At 62.2% G+C, this 16,529-nt stretch carries 14 protein-coding genes; 6 read left to right on the forward strand and 8 right to left on the reverse strand.

The window, feature by feature from the left end; all coding sequences use genetic code 11:
- Window positions 1–9: 9 nt before the first annotated feature.
- Both KIK84_RS03965 and KIK84_RS03970 read left to right on the forward strand, forming a co-directional pair.
- Window positions 10–522, forward strand: a complete 513-nt coding sequence (locus KIK84_RS03965) for a GtrA family protein (RefSeq protein ID WP_214121701.1) — start codon at window positions 10–12, stop codon at window positions 520–522.
- A 12-nt stretch (window positions 523–534) separates the two neighbouring features.
- Window positions 535–2,430, forward strand: coding sequence for an ArnT family glycosyltransferase (locus KIK84_RS03970; RefSeq protein WP_214121702.1), 1,896 nt, complete (start codon window positions 535–537; stop codon window positions 2,428–2,430).
- On the opposite strand, the gene KIK84_RS03975 is transcribed toward KIK84_RS03970, so the two are convergent.
- Both KIK84_RS03975 and KIK84_RS03980 read right to left on the reverse strand, forming a co-directional pair.
- Window positions 2,408–3,418 carry a zinc-binding alcohol dehydrogenase family protein gene (locus KIK84_RS03975; protein ID WP_214121703.1) on the reverse strand — a complete coding sequence of 337 codons (1,011 nt, stop codon included), beginning with the start codon at window positions 3,416–3,418 and terminating at the stop codon, window positions 2,408–2,410. The genes KIK84_RS03970 and KIK84_RS03975 overlap by 23 nt on opposite strands.
- Before the next feature lie 104 nt (window positions 3,419–3,522).
- Window positions 3,523–4,218: a FadR/GntR family transcriptional regulator gene (locus KIK84_RS03980; RefSeq protein WP_214121704.1), complete on the reverse strand. Its 696-nt coding sequence runs from the start codon at window positions 4,216–4,218 to the stop codon at window positions 3,523–3,525.
- A 104-nt stretch (window positions 4,219–4,322) separates the two neighbouring features.
- Between KIK84_RS03980 and KIK84_RS03985 the strand changes: the two genes are divergently transcribed.
- Entirely contained in the window at window positions 4,323–5,837 is a 1,515-nt protein-coding gene (locus tag KIK84_RS03985) for a UxaA family hydrolase (RefSeq protein ID WP_214121705.1), read from the forward strand.
- Between the two features lie 12 nt (window positions 5,838–5,849).
- Window positions 5,850–6,815 carry a sugar kinase gene (locus KIK84_RS03990; protein ID WP_214121706.1) on the forward strand — a complete coding sequence of 322 codons (966 nt, stop codon included), beginning with the start codon at window positions 5,850–5,852 and terminating at the stop codon, window positions 6,813–6,815.
- Here KIK84_RS03990 and aroQ read toward each other — a convergent pair.
- From aroQ to KIK84_RS04005, 3 genes are read right to left on the reverse strand one after another with little or no spacing between them, the layout of a single operon-like run.
- Window positions 6,812–7,261 (reverse strand): type II 3-dehydroquinate dehydratase, encoded by a 450-nt coding sequence (aroQ, locus tag KIK84_RS03995; RefSeq protein ID WP_214121707.1) that lies wholly within the window; start codon window positions 7,259–7,261, stop codon window positions 6,812–6,814. The two genes, KIK84_RS03990 and aroQ, sit on opposite strands and share 4 nt — an antisense overlap.
- Window positions 7,258–7,971, reverse strand: a complete 714-nt coding sequence (locus tag KIK84_RS04000) for a hypothetical protein (protein WP_214121708.1) — start codon at window positions 7,969–7,971, stop codon at window positions 7,258–7,260. The genes aroQ and KIK84_RS04000 overlap by 4 nt, the downstream gene beginning before the upstream one ends.
- The gene (locus tag KIK84_RS04005) at window positions 7,971–9,203 is read right to left on the reverse strand and encodes an exo-alpha-sialidase (RefSeq protein WP_214121709.1); all 1,233 of its coding nucleotides are present in this window, start codon (window positions 9,201–9,203) and stop codon (window positions 7,971–7,973) included. The genes KIK84_RS04000 and KIK84_RS04005 overlap by 1 nt, the downstream gene beginning before the upstream one ends.
- Window positions 9,204–9,276: 73 nt before the next feature.
- Between KIK84_RS04005 and KIK84_RS04010 the strand changes: the two genes are divergently transcribed.
- Complete coding sequence (locus tag KIK84_RS04010; RefSeq protein ID WP_214121710.1) at window positions 9,277–10,347, forward strand: pirin family protein; 1,071 nt, start codon at window positions 9,277–9,279, stop codon at window positions 10,345–10,347.
- A 14-nt stretch (window positions 10,348–10,361) separates the two neighbouring features.
- Here KIK84_RS04010 and KIK84_RS04015 read toward each other — a convergent pair whose 3' ends face one another.
- Genes KIK84_RS04015 through KIK84_RS04025 form a run of 3 tightly spaced genes read right to left on the reverse strand, consistent with a single transcriptional unit; the run spans window position 10,362 to window position 15,147 of the window.
- Window positions 10,362–11,039, reverse strand: a complete 678-nt coding sequence (locus KIK84_RS04015) for a transaldolase family protein (RefSeq protein ID WP_214121711.1) — start codon at window positions 11,037–11,039, stop codon at window positions 10,362–10,364.
- Complete coding sequence (locus tag KIK84_RS04020) at window positions 11,036–11,935, reverse strand: NAD(P)H-hydrate dehydratase (protein ID WP_214121712.1); 900 nt, start codon at window positions 11,933–11,935, stop codon at window positions 11,036–11,038. Before KIK84_RS04020 ends, KIK84_RS04015 begins: the two co-directional genes overlap by 4 nt.
- The gene (locus tag KIK84_RS04025) at window positions 11,932–15,147 is read right to left on the reverse strand and encodes a DUF748 domain-containing protein (protein WP_214121713.1); all 3,216 of its coding nucleotides are present in this window, start codon (window positions 15,145–15,147) and stop codon (window positions 11,932–11,934) included. The genes KIK84_RS04020 and KIK84_RS04025 overlap by 4 nt, the downstream gene beginning before the upstream one ends.
- 265 nt (window positions 15,148–15,412) lie before the next feature.
- On the opposite strand from KIK84_RS04025, the gene xylF reads away from it, so the two are divergent.
- Window positions 15,413–16,432 carry a D-xylose ABC transporter substrate-binding protein gene (gene xylF, locus KIK84_RS04030; RefSeq protein ID WP_214121714.1) on the forward strand — a complete coding sequence of 340 codons (1,020 nt, stop codon included), beginning with the start codon at window positions 15,413–15,415 and terminating at the stop codon, window positions 16,430–16,432.
- The last annotated feature ends 97 nt before the right edge of the window (window positions 16,433–16,529 follow it).

The following is a 16,529-nucleotide window of genomic DNA, read 5'->3' on the forward strand; positions in this document are numbered from 1 at the left end:
TGTTTGTTCATGAGTTTGTCGTCTTTCACCTTGTGGGTGCAACGCACCGTGCTGTGGGCCTTGGGGGTACTGGAACGGGTGCGCTTTCTCAAGTTTGGCATCGTCGGAGCCAGTGGCGTGGTAGTGAACTTCGCCGTGCTGCACTTTGGCCACGAGTACCTGTTTGCCACGCTGGAGAAGGGCTACCAAAAACCCTACATCTCCCTCGTGCTGGCCATCGCACTGGCCACGCTCAACAACTTCACCTGGAATCGCCTGTGGACTTGGGCTGATCGCGTGCGGGCGCTGGAATCCGAACTGCCCGCCCCCCAGCCCAGCTTGCGCACCATTTCGCTCGAATTCAGCCAGTACGCTACCTCCACCGCGGTGGGCAGTGGGCTGCAGTACGTCCTGACGCTTCTGCTGTCAGGCTATGTGGATTACCGTGCAGCCAACCTGCTGGCCATTGCCATGGCCAGTGTGGTCAACTACTTGGCCAACGACCGCTGGACTTTCAAGCAGCGTCGCCGCAAGAACCACTAAAACCTATCCACCATGAGCACCATGCCACACGCCTCCTCCCTGCAAGGCAGCGATTGGCGCCGTTTGGCTTGGGCGCAATGGCCATGGCTAGCCTTGGTACTGCTTTGTGCCAGCCTGTATCTGTATGGCTTGGGCAGCAGCTACGCCCCCACCAATGGGGACGAAATGGTCTACCTCCACATCGCCCACCGCACCGCTGACAGCGGGCATTGGCTGCCTTTGCAATCGGACTTGGTGGGCACCCGCAACACCAAACCGCCCCTGCTTATCTGGCAAGCCATGGTGGCAGGCGGCTGGGGCCAGTGGTGGGAACTGGCCTGGCTGCGCCTGCCCAGTGTGCTCTACACCTTCGCCACCACCCTGCTGCTGGCACTGAGCACCTGGCGCATGGTGCGCGTGCCCATGCATTCCACACCCAGCAGCACAGGCGCCGCGGACACTGCAGCCCCAGCACTGCGCACCGCCTGCTTGGCAGCAGCGACTTACCTGCTTTGCTTTTCTACCTACCGCTATGGGCGCGCCTACTTGACCTCGGGGCCAGAGACGTTTTGGCTCGGCCTGCCAGTGTGGTGGCTGCTGCTGGGTGGACAACGCCCCAGCCATCTTGGCAACAGCACCCTTTTCTACACCGCTTGCGGCCTGGCCATGGGCTTGGGCAGTGCCTACAAATCGTTTGCGTTACTGGCCCCTGCCGCCGCCACTGTCTGGTTGGCCCTGCTGCTGACCCAACCACAAGCGCTGCGCTGGGCCGATGTGCTGCGCGCCAGCGTGGGCATGGCGTGGGCTACCGCCGTGGGTCTGGGCATTTTTTGCCTGTGGTTTGTGCTCGACCCCGACCCCGCAGCGGTATGGCAAGAGTTCGTGGTGGCTGAGAACGCCGGCAAGATGAACAATGCCATGGGCTACTGGCAAAACGCTTGGAATGGCCCTTATCCGCTGTGGGAGCAATTGCTGGGCTACCCCGTGAACGCAGGCTTGCTGTTCTTGCCCGTGCTGGGCCTGTGCTGCCGAGGCGTGTGGCAGCTAGCCCACCTGCGCCAGCGCTGGACTGCCATACCCCAAGCTGTGCGCGTGCTGCTGGCTTGGGCCGTGCTGTGGATGGTGGTGTTTTCCATTCCCAGCCAGCGTTCGGAGCGTTACCTCATCCCCGCCATGCCTGCTCTGTGCATGCTGTGGGCTTTGGCATGGAATCAGCTAGGGCGCGTTTGGTACGTGCTGACGCTGCCTGTTTTTGCTTTCGCTTTGGTCATGCTGGCCCGTATCGGCTGGGTCATGCACGGCATGGGCATGTCCAGCAGCACCGAGCTTGCTACAGTTTTGATAGCTGCATCAGCAGGACTGGCAAGCTCTGCAGCCGTTTTTTATGCTTGGCGATGGGCCCGCGAGGCCAGCCTACTGACCGTGGCTTGCGTTTATGCCTGCTTCACCGCGATGGTGGCCCCGCTGTCTGACCCAGCAGCCCAGTACAGCGCCGCCGTGCAGCAACAACTGGCAGGCCAGCGCGTAGCCGTTCCCAACGGTTTTACCGGCCAGTACGAACGCTTTCACTTCCTGCTGCCCGAAAGCACCCTGCTGCCCTACGACGCCGAAGGCCGCAACACGGGTGAGCGCTTCCCCCAACTGCCCGATGCACAGCGCATACCACGCCTGCTGGATCCCGCCCAAGGCGGTGGCCAGGCCTTGGTCTGGCTGCAGTCGGAAGACGTGCCCAACGCCGAGCGCCTGCTAGCGCTGTGCCAAGCGGCCCCCAGTGCTGCAGCACAGGGTAAGCCTTGCCAACTGCTGGGCCAGCGTTGGCACGTGCGCAGCCGCCACAAAGCCGGCGAGATCACGCTGGATAACCTGTGGCAGCCACAGGAGTGGCTGTTTGCGCGGGAGTGGTTGGTCAGCACTCCACCAGCGCCTTGATCACCCCTTGGCTGGGCTCTAGCAAAGCAGCGAACCCCGTGGGCACATCAGCCAGCGAAAGGCGGTGCGTGTTGAGCGCTTGGGTGGGTATGTGGCCTGCGCGCATGGCCGCCAACACGGTCTGAAAATCCTCCACCGTCGCGTTGCGGCTGCCCATAAGGGTGGTCTCGCGTTTGTGGAACTCTGGGTCGTTGAAGGTGATGTTGTCCCGCACGATGGACACCAGCACGTACTTGCCCCCATGGGCCACCAAGGCAAAACCGCGCTCGATGGCTTTGGCATTGCCCGTGGCATCGAACACCACGTCGTACATTTCTCCATCGGTCAGGGCGCGCATCTGGTTTTCATCGTCTGGGCCAATGGTCACGGCAGCATGTGCGCCCAAATGCTGTTGGCAAAACGCCGCCCGCTCGGTGCGGGTATCCAGCGCAGTGACCTGCGCACCACGCAAAGCGGCAAAGCGCACCACCGCCATGCCAATAGGCCCCGTACCCACCACCAGCACGCGCTGGCCTGCTTGCACATCGGCCCGGCGCACCGCGTGGGCACCGATGGCCAAAAACTCCACCATGGCAGCCTCATCCAGACTCACCCCCTCAGCCTTGTGCACAAACTGCACGGGCACGCTCAGGTATTCGGTGAAAGCGCCATCGCGGTGCACCCCCAGCACCTGGATATTCACGCAGCAATTGGTCTTGCCTTGGCGACACGCCACGCAACGCCCGCAGGACAGGTAGGGCATCACATAGGCCACATCGCCGGGTTTCAGAGGCGAGTCCGCCGGGGCTTCTTCCACCACCCCAGCGATTTCATGGCCCATGACACGCGGGTAGCTCAAGTAAGGCTGGTTGCCGGTGTAAATGTGCAAATCGGTTCCGCACACGCCGACACGGCGCACTCGCAACAACACTTCGCCCTCTGCCCGAACGGGTTTGGGGCTGTCGATGGCGGTGAGTTGGTGGGGGTTTTCACAAATAATGGTGAGCATGGCATGGTGCAAAAGAATGGGTTAGGCCTGCATTTGGCCTGACCAATTTGCACAACAACATCCGGGTTTTCACCAAATAGCAGATGACCCCCACAACCAACTCCCTACGCCCCCACCCAACGCCGCTCCGACTCTTGCAAATGCAAACGCATAGCCGTTTGAGCAGCCAACGGATCACGTTGCTCCAAAGCACCCACAATAGCCTCGTGCTCTTGCACAGCCGACTCCCACGTGTACTCCGACTCCACCCGGGCGCTCAGGCGCTCCGACACAGGGCTGTGCCGCTCATCAAACAGCAGCGCGGTCATGCGCTGCAGCACACCATTGCCCGTGATTGCCGCCAACCCCACGTGGAACTCGCGGTCTAGCGCTATGGGCGACTGCCCCTGCGCCACCGCTTGGCGCATGCGCTGCAACACTGCGCGCAGGTGGACGATGTCACCTGCCGTCGCCTTGGCGCAGGCCAAGGCCACCACCGAGCCCTCGAACAAAGCACGGGCTTGCATCAACTCGCTGGGGCTCTCACCCAAGGATGCCAGCGCCAACGATTGGCGCTGCGCAGGGGGGCACACATACACCCCGGCCCCCATGCGCACCTCCACCACCCCGGCAATTTCCAGCGCGATCAAAGCCTCGCGCACCGAGGGGCGCGACACGCCTAGCTGCTGCGCCAAGTCCCGCTCGGGCGGCAAACGGCTACCGGGCGCATAGCCCCCCTTGTCGATCAGACCACGAATTTGGTCAGCGATTTGGTGGTACAGCCGCCGCGTATCGGCAGCCTGCTTGAGCGGATCCAACATACTTCCTCCAAGACACACAGTGTATTCCCCAAGCTTGTACAGGGACTGGGCTTGCTAAACTGGCCTGACCAATTTACACCAAAAAGCCCCCTCAAGCCTTTCTTATGACGCCCATCCTGCTGCACCCCCAAGACTCGGTCGCTGTGGCCCAACAAGCCGTCGCAGCAGGCCAGACCATCGCCGTAGGCGATGGCCACATCACCGCCCAGCAAGACATTCCCGCTGGCCACAAAATCGCCGTTCGCCCAGTAGCGGCAGGCCAAGCGGTGCGCAAATACGGCCAAACCATTGGCGTGGCCAGCCAACCCATAGCACCCGGCCAGCACGTGCACACCCACAACGTGGCCATGGTCAGCTCGCAGGCGCAACACCACTTTGGTGCCGACTACCAGCCAACCCAAGTGGCCACCCAGCCACTCACTTTCCAAGGCTATGGGCGGGCCGATGGCCGGGTGGGCACGCGCAACTACATCGGCCTCATTTCCAGCGTCAACTGCTCAGCCACCGTGTGCCGCCATGTGGCGCAAGCGTTTGACGAGGCGGCGCTGCAAGCTTTTCCCAACGTGGACGGGGTCGTCGCCATCACCCACGGCCAAGGCTGTGGCATGGCCGGTTCTGGCGAAAGCCTGGACGTGCTGCAGCGCACCCTGCGCGGCTATGCCGAACACCCCAACTTTGTGGGCGTCATCGTCATCGGCTTGGGTTGCGAGGTGAACCAAGTGAGCAGCCTCGTCCAGCCCCTGCGCCAGCGCGGCGATGGCTTGTTTGCCGCCCTCACCATCCAAGACAAAGGCGGTACCCGCGCCGCCATCGACGAGGCCAAAGCCTTGGTGCGCGCCATGCTGCCACTGGCCAACCAAGCCCAGCGCAGCACGGTGGATGCCCGCCACCTGTGCGTGGGCTTGCAGTGTGGGGGCTCGGACGGGTACTCGGGCATCAGCGCCAATCCGGTGCTGGGCGCGGCCGTGGACTTGCTGGTGCAGCACGGCGGCACGGCCATCCTGTCCGAAACGCCCGAGGTGTACGGCGCAGAGCATTTACTCACCTCCCGCGCCGCCAGCCCCGCCGTGGGGCAAGCCTTGGTGGACCGCATCCACTGGTGGGAGGACTACGCCCGCCAGCATGGCGGTGACATGGACAACAACCCCTCGCCCGGCAACAAAGCCGGGGGCATCACCACCATTTTGGAAAAATCACTCGGTGCCGTGGCCAAAGCGGGCAGCACCGGGCTTATGGCCGTCTATCCCTACGCAGCACCCGTGCAAGCGCAGGGCTTGGTGTTCATGGACACGCCGGGTTACGACCCCGTATCGGCCACAGGCCAAGTGGCCGGGGGGGCCAATCTCATTTGCTTTACCACCGGGCGCGGCTCCACCTACGGCTGCAAGCCCACGCCCTCGCTCAAACTGGCCACCAACACCCCCCTGTTCGAACGCATGCGGCTGGACATGGACTTCAACGCAGGCACCATCATCACGGGCGAGCAAACCATTGCCCAAGCCGCGCACGACCTGCTGCAACTGATGCTGGACACCGCCTCAGGCCACAAGACCTGCAGCGAGTTACACGGTCTGGGCGACAATGAATTCGTGCCCTGGCAACTGGGCGCTGTGATGTAAGGAATGTTCCGCATGCACGCTGCTGCACTGGATGTATTGACATTGGGCGAAGCCATGGCCCTGTTCGTGGCGCAAGACAGTGGCCCGCTGTCGCAGGTGGAACACTTTGCCCGCACCACCGCCGGGGCTGAACTGAACGTGGCCATTGGCCTGCGCCGTCTGGGTTTTCGCGTCGGCTACGCCAGCCGCCTCGGCCAAGACGCTTTTGGCGACTACCTGCTAGAGCGCCTGCAGGCCGAGGGCATCAACCACCAACACGTGCAGCGCGATGCGCACTACCCCACCGGCTTCATGCTCAAGTCGCGCCAAACCGATGGCAGCGACCCGCAGGTGCAGTACTTTCGCCAAGGCTCGGCGGCTAGCCGCATGGGCGTGCCGGGCCAACAAGAGGGTTTGCTGGACTACTGCCTGAGCGGGCGCTGGCTGCACATCACCGGCATCAGCGTGGCACTGTCCGACAGCCTGCGCGAGCTGGTGTTTGCCTTGGTGCAAGAAGCCAAACGCCGCGGCGTGCGCGTCTCTTTCGACCCCAACTTGCGCCCCCGCCTGTGGCCCAGCCAAGCGCTCATGGTCGATACCCTCAACGCACTGGCCGCGCACTGCGACTTGGTGTTGCCCGGCTTGGCCGAAGGCCAGCTACTCACCGGCCAGCGCGAGAGCGCTGCCATTGCCCAGTGGTATTTGGATAACGGCGCAAGCCAAGTGCTCATCAAACTGGGCCCACCCGGTGCCTACTACGCCAGCCACGATGGCCATGGCACCGTGCCCGGTTTTGCCGTCCCCCGCGTAGTGGACACCGTGGGCGCTGGCGATGGCTTTGCCGTCGGCGTGCTGGCAGGCCTGCTCGATGGGCTGCCCCTGCCCCAAGCGGTACGCCAGGGCAATGCCATCGGGGCGCTGGTGGTGCAGTCACCGGGTGACAACGACGGCCTGCCCGACCGCGCAGGGCTGCAGCGCATGCTGCAGACGGCTGCTTAAGAGGGTTTATTCCCCAGCAAGCCCACCGCGGCGCGCAGACCCAGCAGGTAGCTGTCCACGCCAAAGCCGCAAATCTGGCCTTGGGCGATGTCGGCAATCACCGATTGGTGGCGAAACGCCTCGCGGGCGTGGATGTTGGACATGTGCACTTCCACAATCGGGCACTTCAAAATGGCCAGCGCATCGCGGATGGCGTAGCTGTAGTGCGTCCACGCGCCGGCGTTGATGAGCACAGCATCCACGCCTTCACGGTGGGCTTGGTGGATGCGCTCGCACAGTTCGCCTTCTATATTGGTTTGGTAGCTGTGCACGGACACACCCAACTCAGCCGCCAAGGTTTGCAGGCTGCGGTCAATGTCTGCCAAAGTGGCCGTGCCGTACTGCGCGGGATCGCGCTGGCCAAACATATTGAGGTTGACCCCGTGCAGGGCCCAGATGGTTTTCATGCCGACTTCCTTTTGAAATAACGCCACAGCGCACGCACCAACACACCGTGCAGACCTAAGCATAGCCAAGGGTCGAGCAGTGCATCCCACACATTACCGGTTGGCAAACGCAACAGCACGTACAGCAGCAAGCTCAAGCACAGTACCAGCACCATGCGGGTGCTGCCCATGCCTATCCACAGCGCAGCCACGGCCACCAACACCCACGCCAAAGCGATAGGGCCTACGCCCCAAGGGTACACAGCGACAGGCCACAGGGCAAAACTATCGAGTGCCAAAACCCACCCCCACCCAGCAGCCAGTGCCACCAGCGCGTATTGCGCCCATGTGGGTTCGCGGCGCTGCCACGCCGTGTCGTCCGAGGCGGTTTCCCCCCAACCGGCAGCCACGCCTTGCCACAACAAATCCACCGCACACCACAACACCAATACGGCGCTGGGGTACTGGAAAGCCAAGCCCCACCAATACACCGGAGACACTACACCGGGTAAACCGGCCAAACTCACCGCCAGCAAAGCGCAGCCCCACACCCGTTGCCATGCCCGGGCACGGGGCGCGCCGAGGCGCTGGGCCACCAGCACCAATGCAGACAAAGCCCACGCCAGCACCACCGCCCAGCCGCCATAGAGCCATAGCTGTTGCAGCCACAAAGCAGGCTGCAACGGGCGACCAGCCCAGCCCAAGTGCATCAAATTTTGAATGCCATCCATCACGGTGTCTTTCTCTCTACGCTGGCTGGCACAGGTGCCAAGCGCTGCCATGCCAAACGGGCACGATCCACGGTGTAGGTGACCCACAACTGGCCATCCACCCAGGCCATAGCCGGATAAGAAAACTCGTCTTCAGGCTTGCCGCTCTCCAGAGTGCGCAGCAAACCCCAATGCGCGCCATCGCGGCTGGCACTCAAGTCCAAACGCTCGCGCCCACTGGGCGAGTTGTTGTGCGCCAGTAGCAGCTCGCCACTGGGCAAGGTCAGGCCGCTCACCGCAGAATCGGGATTGAGCAAATCGAGATCGGGCAGGTCTTGCCAACGCTTGCCTCCATCTTGGCTCTGCGCCGCCAGAATACGGCCATCGTGGCGCTCGTCACGCATCAAGGCCAACCAGTGGTGCTCGCCCAGCGGTAGCAGTGCGGGTTGCAAGGCGTAATCGCGTTGGCTGATGCGCACCATGCCCAAATACCCGCCTTGCGCATCAAAACGCAGCAATGCGGGTACTTTGCTACCCAGCTCAAAGTGCACTGGCAGCACCATGCCACCATCGGCCAGCGGCAATGGTGCATTGCGCACCAAGTAGCTGGTGTTCCAGCCCCAGGCCAACGGCAATACACCCACCGGTTCAAAGCACAACTGGCTCAGTGCATCGCTGGCTGCCGGGTTGTCACACTGGCGCAAATGCACCACGCGGCTAGCAGCCCAACCGCCCCAGCCCGTGCCCACCACAAACAGGTGGATGCGCCCTTGCCCATCGCGCCACGCCACTGGGTTGCCCAAGCGGCGCACGCCCAAGCCCAAATCACGCCCCAGCGTATGCCGGTTGACCACCGCACGGGCTGGCAACCACTGCTGCTGACCAGCGTCCCACTGGGTAGCGGCAATTTGTACCAACGGGCCACTTTCGCGGTCGCCCGAGAACCAAAACACCAGCAGCCCCGCACTGCTGGGCAGCAGGCTGCTGGCGTGCGCCGCTTTATCCTGCCCCAGCGAAGGAATTGGGCCTTGGGCCTGCACTTGCCACACAACCGGCTCACTGGCAGAGGTGGCTGGTGCCGCGCTTGCACCTTGCATCAAGGCGTTGCGCACCACAGTGGCACTGGCCACGGGGGGCATGTCAGGGCGCAAACTGGCATCGACCACCCACAGCAAAGGGGCAAAGGTCATGGCCAGCAGCGCGCGGCGTACACGGGTGGCTGTTGCGGCCTTGCAGAAGGAGACAAAATACATAACCTTCAACTATAGCGGCCACCTGCTTCTCCCTTGGTTTTGGCCCTATTCAGTACCACAGGCAGCCCACACCATGAGCAACACCCCTTCTGCGCCCCCCTCGGCGACACACGCCCTGATCGGCATGGCCGCCTTGCCACCAGGCCCCAGCCCGTGGCCCACCATCGATCCGTTCTTGTTCTGCGTTCACCACAACGACGCCTACCCCGCTGGCAATGCCGACTTGGGAGTAGCCGCCAGCCTGCAGGGCCGCCATGTGGGCAGCGACTTCAGCGCCCGCGACGGCTGGAGCATGTACCACGGTGACAACGTACCCGGCTTTCCCGCCCACCCGCACCGGGGTTTTGAAACCGTGACCATCGTGCGCGAAGGCTTTATCGACCACAGCGACTCCGCCGGGGCCACCGCCCGCTACGGCCAAGGCGATGTGCAGTGGCTCACAGCCGGCGCGGGCATCGTGCACTGCGAGATGTTCCCCATGCTCAACCAAGACGCAGGCAACCCCACCGAGCTGTTCCAAATCTGGCTCAACCTGCCCGCCAGCCACAAAATGGTGCCGCCGCACTTCACCATGTTTTGGCACGAGGCCATTCCCCGTACCACGGTGACCGACGCCGCCGAGCACAGCACCCATGTGGTCTGCGTAGCAGGCCAAGTGGCGGGCCTGCAAGGGCTGGCTCCACCTCCGGACTCGTGGGCCAGCCAAGCCCAGGGCGATGTGGCCATTGCCACCATCCGCATGCAACCCCACGCCCGCTGGACCTTGCCCGCCAGCAGCGGTGCCAAAACCCTGCGCATGCTCTACTGCATGGGCGGAGCTGGCGTGCGACTAGAGGGCCCAGAAGGCCAGACCCTGCCCCCCAACCACGTGGCCCAGCTGCACGGCCCCGTGGCCTGCGAGCTGGTCAACGGCGACGCTGAAGTGGAACTGCTGCTGTTGCAAGCGGCCCCCATCGGCGAACCTGTGGCGCAGTACGGCCCCTTTGTCATGAACACGCAAGCCGAAATCCACCAAGCCTTTGCCGACTACCGCCGCACCGAATTTGGCGGCTGGCCTTGGCCCACGCAAGACCCGGTGCATCCACGCGAACAAGGCCGCTTTGCCTTGTTTACCAACGGCGAGCGGCAGGAGCCCACAACATAAAAAGCACAACCAAATCAGAGCTGCAAACTAGCGTGGATGTCGCGCTCAAACTGGTCCAGTGCGGTTTGGGTCACCGGGTCGGTGCTCCACGCAGCCAGGCTACTGGGCGGCAACGTGACCGCAGCAGCACCCACTGCCAACAAATGGGCCATCACCTCGTGCGACTTGATGCTGGCCGCCAGCAAACGCGGGCCGGGCTGGTTGGCGTCGTTTTGCACCGCCACACAGGCCCGCACCAGCGCCCATATGTCGCGCCCATCGGTGGCCAAACGGCCCAAATACGGTGCCACGTACTGCGCGCCCATGTCGCGGGCCCACAGCAACTGCACGGCGTTGGACAAGCCCGTAAGCAGCACAGCTTGCCCCTCAGATTGGACAAAACGGATGCAGTGCTCCCAATCGGCCGCGCAGGGCAGCTTGATGGTCAGCACCACGCCACGGGCCTGTGCAGCCTTGCGCAAAGCATCCAGCCACTGGCCTGCGGCGGCCAAGTCCGGGCGGGGCAGTTGCAGCATCAGCTCAGCCAAACCCGCATCGGCCACGGCGTGCACCAGGCCTTGGTAGGTGTCCAAAGTCACGGGCAAGCCCGCCTGAAAAACCAACGTGGGGTTGGTGGTGACGCCTTGCACGGCTGGGCAGCCTGTAGGCAGCTTCCACGAGTCGATGCGAGCGGAGTCGAGGTAGATTTTCATGGCTCTAGCAGTGCTGCAACTGCGTACGGGATACTGGTCAGCAAATCGGTGGGCAGCATGCTGTAAGTCGTCAAACTTTGGCTGCACAGTTGGCCAGCCAAGCCGTGCAGGTAAGTGGCTACGCAGGCCGCCTGCAGCGCGCCAGCACCTTGGGCACACAAGCCTGCCACCATACCAGCGAGCACATCGCCCGTGCCGGCCTTGGCCAGCGCCGAGTTGCCAGTGGGGTTGGTAAAGGTTTGCTCGCCATCGCTGATGAGGGTTTGGTGGCCCTTGAGGATGACCACCGCTTGCCACTGGCGGGCTGCCATGGCTACGTATTGGGCGCGGTTGGCCTGAACCTCTTCCACGCTGACCTGCAACAAACGCGCTAGCTCTTGCGGATGCGGGGTGAGCACGGTGTTTTGCGCGGCAAATCGGGGACGCTGCTTTTGCGGTAGCTGGGCCAGCACATTGAGGGCGTCAGCATCCACCACCATCACCATGCCATTCCCACTGGCTACTTGCAGCACTTGGCGCGTGAACACCTGCACCTCGGTTGACACACCATCCATATTCCCCAGCCCACAGCCCATGCACAGCACTTGGTAGCGTGGCAAGGCGGCCACGATGCGTTGGCCCGCGTCAGAAGCAATGCAACCGTCGCGCTCGGGCAATTCCCACGCAATGAGCGCTGGAGTTTGGGCCATGGCTGCTTGCACCACGGTTTCTATGGCGGCCAAGGTGGCATAACCAGCCCCTACACGCAGCGATGCCAGTGCTGCCAACAAAGGTGCCCCACGGTAATGCTGCGATCCTCCTACTGTGAGCACACTGCCAAACATCCCCTTGTGCGAATCAGCCGGGCGCTGGGGCAACCAAGCGCGCAACATGGCGGGGGTCAGAAAATCTGTCATTCAATACCTACCTCTAATAAAACTTGAGCCTGTACCGGATTGTCAGTTACCGATTGGGTACGCACAGTTCCCAAAAAAACCTGCTCGACGGGCACTTGCTGGTTCAACAAAAACTCTTTCACGGCGATAGCGCGTTGCATGGCCAAGTCGCGCAGCACATCATCATCTACCGCACTGCTGTCGAGCCAATCTTGGGCTGGGTTGGCTTGGCCATGGATGGTGAGCAATAGGTTGGGCTTGTTGCGCAGATTGGGGGCCAATGTGCGCAGGGTGTTTTGTGCAGCCTCACTGAGCTTGGTGCTACCGGCAACAAAAGCCAACGCGCCATTGGACTCGCTCTCTGTCGTCCCCCCCAAAGCAGCAAGCCATTTGAAAGGGGAAGTCGCCGCCTTGACGATCAGATTGCCCAAGGCCTTCCACAGCAATGGGCCTAGGCTGAACTGCGGATCGTTGATGGAGCCAGAAATGGGAAAGTCCAGATCGATGACACCATGGCTATCGGCCAGCAAAGCCACTGCCAACTTCACTGGCAGGGTTTTGGCACTGAGTGGCTGATCGCCAAAGCGTAGCTGGTTGAGCACCAGTTTATTGGTGGCCGTTAGCTGGCCATCGGGTTGCACCGTGTAGTGCAAATCCATGCTCATCTTGCCGCGCTCAATACCATAGCCAGCGTACTTCACGGCATAGGGGGAAAACGGCGACAGTTCCAAATCGCGCAGGCGGGCGCTCATATCCAAGACCAATGGCTTGACCAAGGGATTGAACTTGCCATTCACATCCAAGCTGGCTGTGCCTTCGGCACGGCCTTGCAACTCCAAATCGGCCATGGCAGGACTGCCATTGGCTGATGCCTGCGAATTGAAAGCACTGAGCCGACCATTGAGCTGGGTGATATGCAAAGCGTAATTGGGCCGGATGAACTGGTCTTCAAAGTCCACCTTGCCGCGCAGCAAGCGCAGCGGCCCCATGTTCACCACCATGGTGGGGCGGCTGGCGGGACTGTCAGCCACAGCTTGTGTACTGCTTGCGCTGGAGTTTTTGAGCAAGTGCTCCAAGTTGAGGGTGCTGTCTGGACGCACCAAGATTGAGGCGTAAAAGTCCGTCAAACTGGCCTCTAGCGCACTCACCCGCACGGCTTGCCCATCACCCATTTGCAGTTGCAAACCGGGCACTTGCAGCGCTTTCCAGCGCAGCAAGTCGTCACCGTCTTGGCTGCTACCGTTGGCGATGGTGGCGTGCAAGTCTTCCAGCGCGGCATCGCCCTTCACTTGCACTTGGTTGCCTGCTTGCACCCAATCCACTTGACCACTGAACGACGCGTCAGCGCGGCGCACCTCTACGTTCAAGCGGTCTGCCACATAGGGCATGGCTAGGTGCACGGGCACACGCTGCAACTGCCCCTGCGCACTGAGGCGTTGCGGCACACCTTGGGCCAAGAGTTGGGCACTTCCCTGCAAGCGCACAAAACCACTAGCACTTGCATTCTTGCCCGCTTCTTTGCTTGTGCCTGCAATGCCTGCTTGCACACTCCAGACTACAGGTTTGGCGCTGGCTTGCCCCCACACCAGCGACTGCACTTGCAATTGCACGCCGTTCATAAGCAGTTGCACCGGCGTAGCTGGCTGCCAATCACTCCAAGCCACGGAGCCGTCGCGCACCGTCAGCGCATCCAATTGCACCACCCATGGCACGCTGGGTTTGGGGGCAGCAGAAGCAGGGCTGCTGGCCAACCACGCTTGCACATTGAGCACGCCTTGGGCATTGCGCTGCAGGGCCATGCGGGGTTGCTGCACTTGCAGGCTTTGCACTTGCACGCGCTGCTGGCTCAAATCCAGTTGCACGCCTTGTAGGCGTAGCTGTTGCAACTGCGGCCACTGCTGGGGCGATTGCGCATCGGCACTGGCACTGGCACTGGCACTGGCACTGGCATTGGCAGGCTGCAGTGCCAGCTTGCGCACGGTCAGTTCTGGCACGCTCAGTTGCAGGTTGGGCAGCCACTGGCCAGTCACACCAGCAGTGCCATTCCATTGAGCGTGCAGGGTGGCGTCCAGTGTGCCTTGCAGTTGCAGCGGCTGCTGGGGGTTCCACAGCGCTTGGGTATAGGGGTTGGCCATGGCCAGCGGCAATTGTTGCAACTGGGCTGTGGCTTGCCCCTTCGAAGGGCTGCCTTCTAGCTGCCACTGCAGCGCAGCTTGACCCGCAACGCCTTGCATGGTTAGTACCGCGCGGCCTTTGAGTGCGCCACTGGCGGGGGCAGCGCCAGCTACTTCGGGCCAACGCCACTGGCTCGCCTCTAGGCGCACATCGCGCAGCGCCATGCGGGTGTTATTGGCTTGCGTGTCCACCCAGGCTATGGAGTCCGCTTGCAGTTGCAGGGATTGAAGCAACACATGCGGCTGCGGGTCTTCATCGACAAAACTCAAGCGCACATCGGCTTTGAGCACGGCCTGCGTGGGCCGCTGCGCCAGCGTGGCAGGCCAGTAGGGCAAATAAGGCGCCAAATCCAGCTTATCCACCTGCACATGCACATTGCCTTGTGGATCATCGGCAAAAGGCAGCGCCATGGCATCGCTGTCCCAGTGGGCTCCGTTGAGGGTGAACACCAACTGGGGCTTGACCTGCACGCTGCGCTTGGCGGGCAAGTTGCTGATAAAAGGCAACTGCAGTTGCCCATCGCGCAAGCTGTGGTGCACCACGGTGCCATTGGGGCGCACATCGTCAAAGTCCACCTGCAGGTCTTGCAAGGCTATGTTGTAAACCGCGTAGCGCACCGGATCGCTGGGCGGCTGGTTGAGCAAGCGCTGCAACACATCGTCCACGTCGTAGTGGCCTTGGCCCTGGTGGCGCAAGCGCAGGTGCAAGCCCTGCAGTTGCACGGCATCGAGCACGGGGGCCAAGTGCCACAGGCTTTGCAGTTCGGCATCCACATAGACGCGCTGCAACTCCAGCTGCGGTGTGGAATCATCTCCCACATTCCCCCCAGCGCCAGCTATGCGCAAGTCATGCAGTTCCAGTTCCAGCGACCACGGGCGAAACTGCACCGACCCCACCGCTACTACGCGCCCCAGCTTGTCGCTCAACTGCCGCTCGGCCATGCGTTGCAGCATGCTGGGCAGCACCGCCCAGCCCACCACACACCACAGCAGCCAGGCTGCCAGCACACCAGCCACTACCCACGCCAAGCGGCGCACGAGTGTGGGCATAAAAAGCATGCGCTTCCCTGTGGGCGCACCAGTTGTTTCTTGGTCTGTATGCATAGGCCTATTGTCAGGGCAAGGAACACTTTTCTAGTGACAGGGTGTTTTTGCCATGCGTGTTTTTACTTAGTTCAATAAACAAACTATGTCGGGTTTGTCCCGATGTGACGGCCCCAACCGCGCCACAGAATGCGCCGGTCACGTCTGCTGCCGCAGGCAAACAGGCCGGTGACTCGCTTAAACACAAACCAAGGCCGCGAGGCCATATGAGGAGACTGCGATGAAACTGAAGACAACCCTGACCGCTCTGGCCCTGAGCATGGCCGCCGCCGGTGCTTTTGCCCAAGTGGTGGGTGTGAGCTGGTCCAACTTCCAGGAGGAGCGCTGGAAGACCGATGAGGCCGCCATCAAAGCCCAACTGGCCAAAATGGGAGCCACCTATGTGAGCGCAGACGCGGGCGGTTCGCCCGAGAAACAACTAGCCGACATTGACAGCCTGATCGCCAAGGGTGCCAAGGCACTGATCATTTTGGCCATGGACAAAGACGCCATCTTGCCCGCCGTGAACAAGGCCAACCAGCAAAAAATCCCAGTCGTGGCCTATGACCGCCTGATCGAAGCACCCGGCGTGTTCTACATCACCTTTGACAACGTGGAAGTGGGCCGCATGCAAGCGCGTGCCGTGTTCGAAGCCAAGCCCAAGGGCAACTACGTCATGATCAAAGGCTCCCCCACCGACCCCAACGCCGACTTCCTGCGCGGTGGCCAGCAAGAGGTGATTGACGCTGCGGTGAAGAAGGGCGACATCAAGATCGTGGGCGAGGAATACACCGAAGGCTGGAAGCCCGAAGTGGCGCAAAAAAACATGGAGCAAATCCTGACCAAGACCGGCGGCAAGGTCGATGCCGTGGTCGCCTCTAACGACGGTACCGCCGGTGGCGTGGTGGCTGCGCTCACTGCCAAGGGCATCAAAGGCGTGCCCGTGTCGGGCCAAGACGGTGACCACGCTGCGCTCAACCGCGTGGCACTGGGCACCCAAACCGTGTCGGTCTGGAAAGACGCCCGCGACCTGGGCCGCGAAGCCGCTGCTGCTGCCGTGGACTTGGCCAAGGGCCAAAAGGTAAAGAACGCCGTGACCTGGAACGGCGGTGCCAAGAAACTGGCCCTGCAGTCGCAGTTCCTCAAGCCCGTGGCCATTACCGCCAAAAACTTGGACGTGGTGGTCAAAGCCGGCTGGATCAGCAAGGCTGACCTGTGCAAAGGCGTGGACGCTGCCAAAGGGCCTGCTGCCTGCAAATAAGCCCTGCAGAGCCTGATAGCAACACCGCACGGCCCTTCACACCCCTGTGCTGGCCTGCGGTGTTTTTTTCTCGGAGAAATCCTCTTGAACGCCGTTT

This window comes from Curvibacter sp. CHRR-16, from assembly GCF_018474005.1.
Taxonomy (GTDB): domain Bacteria; phylum Pseudomonadota; class Gammaproteobacteria; order Burkholderiales; family Burkholderiaceae_C; genus Allorhodoferax.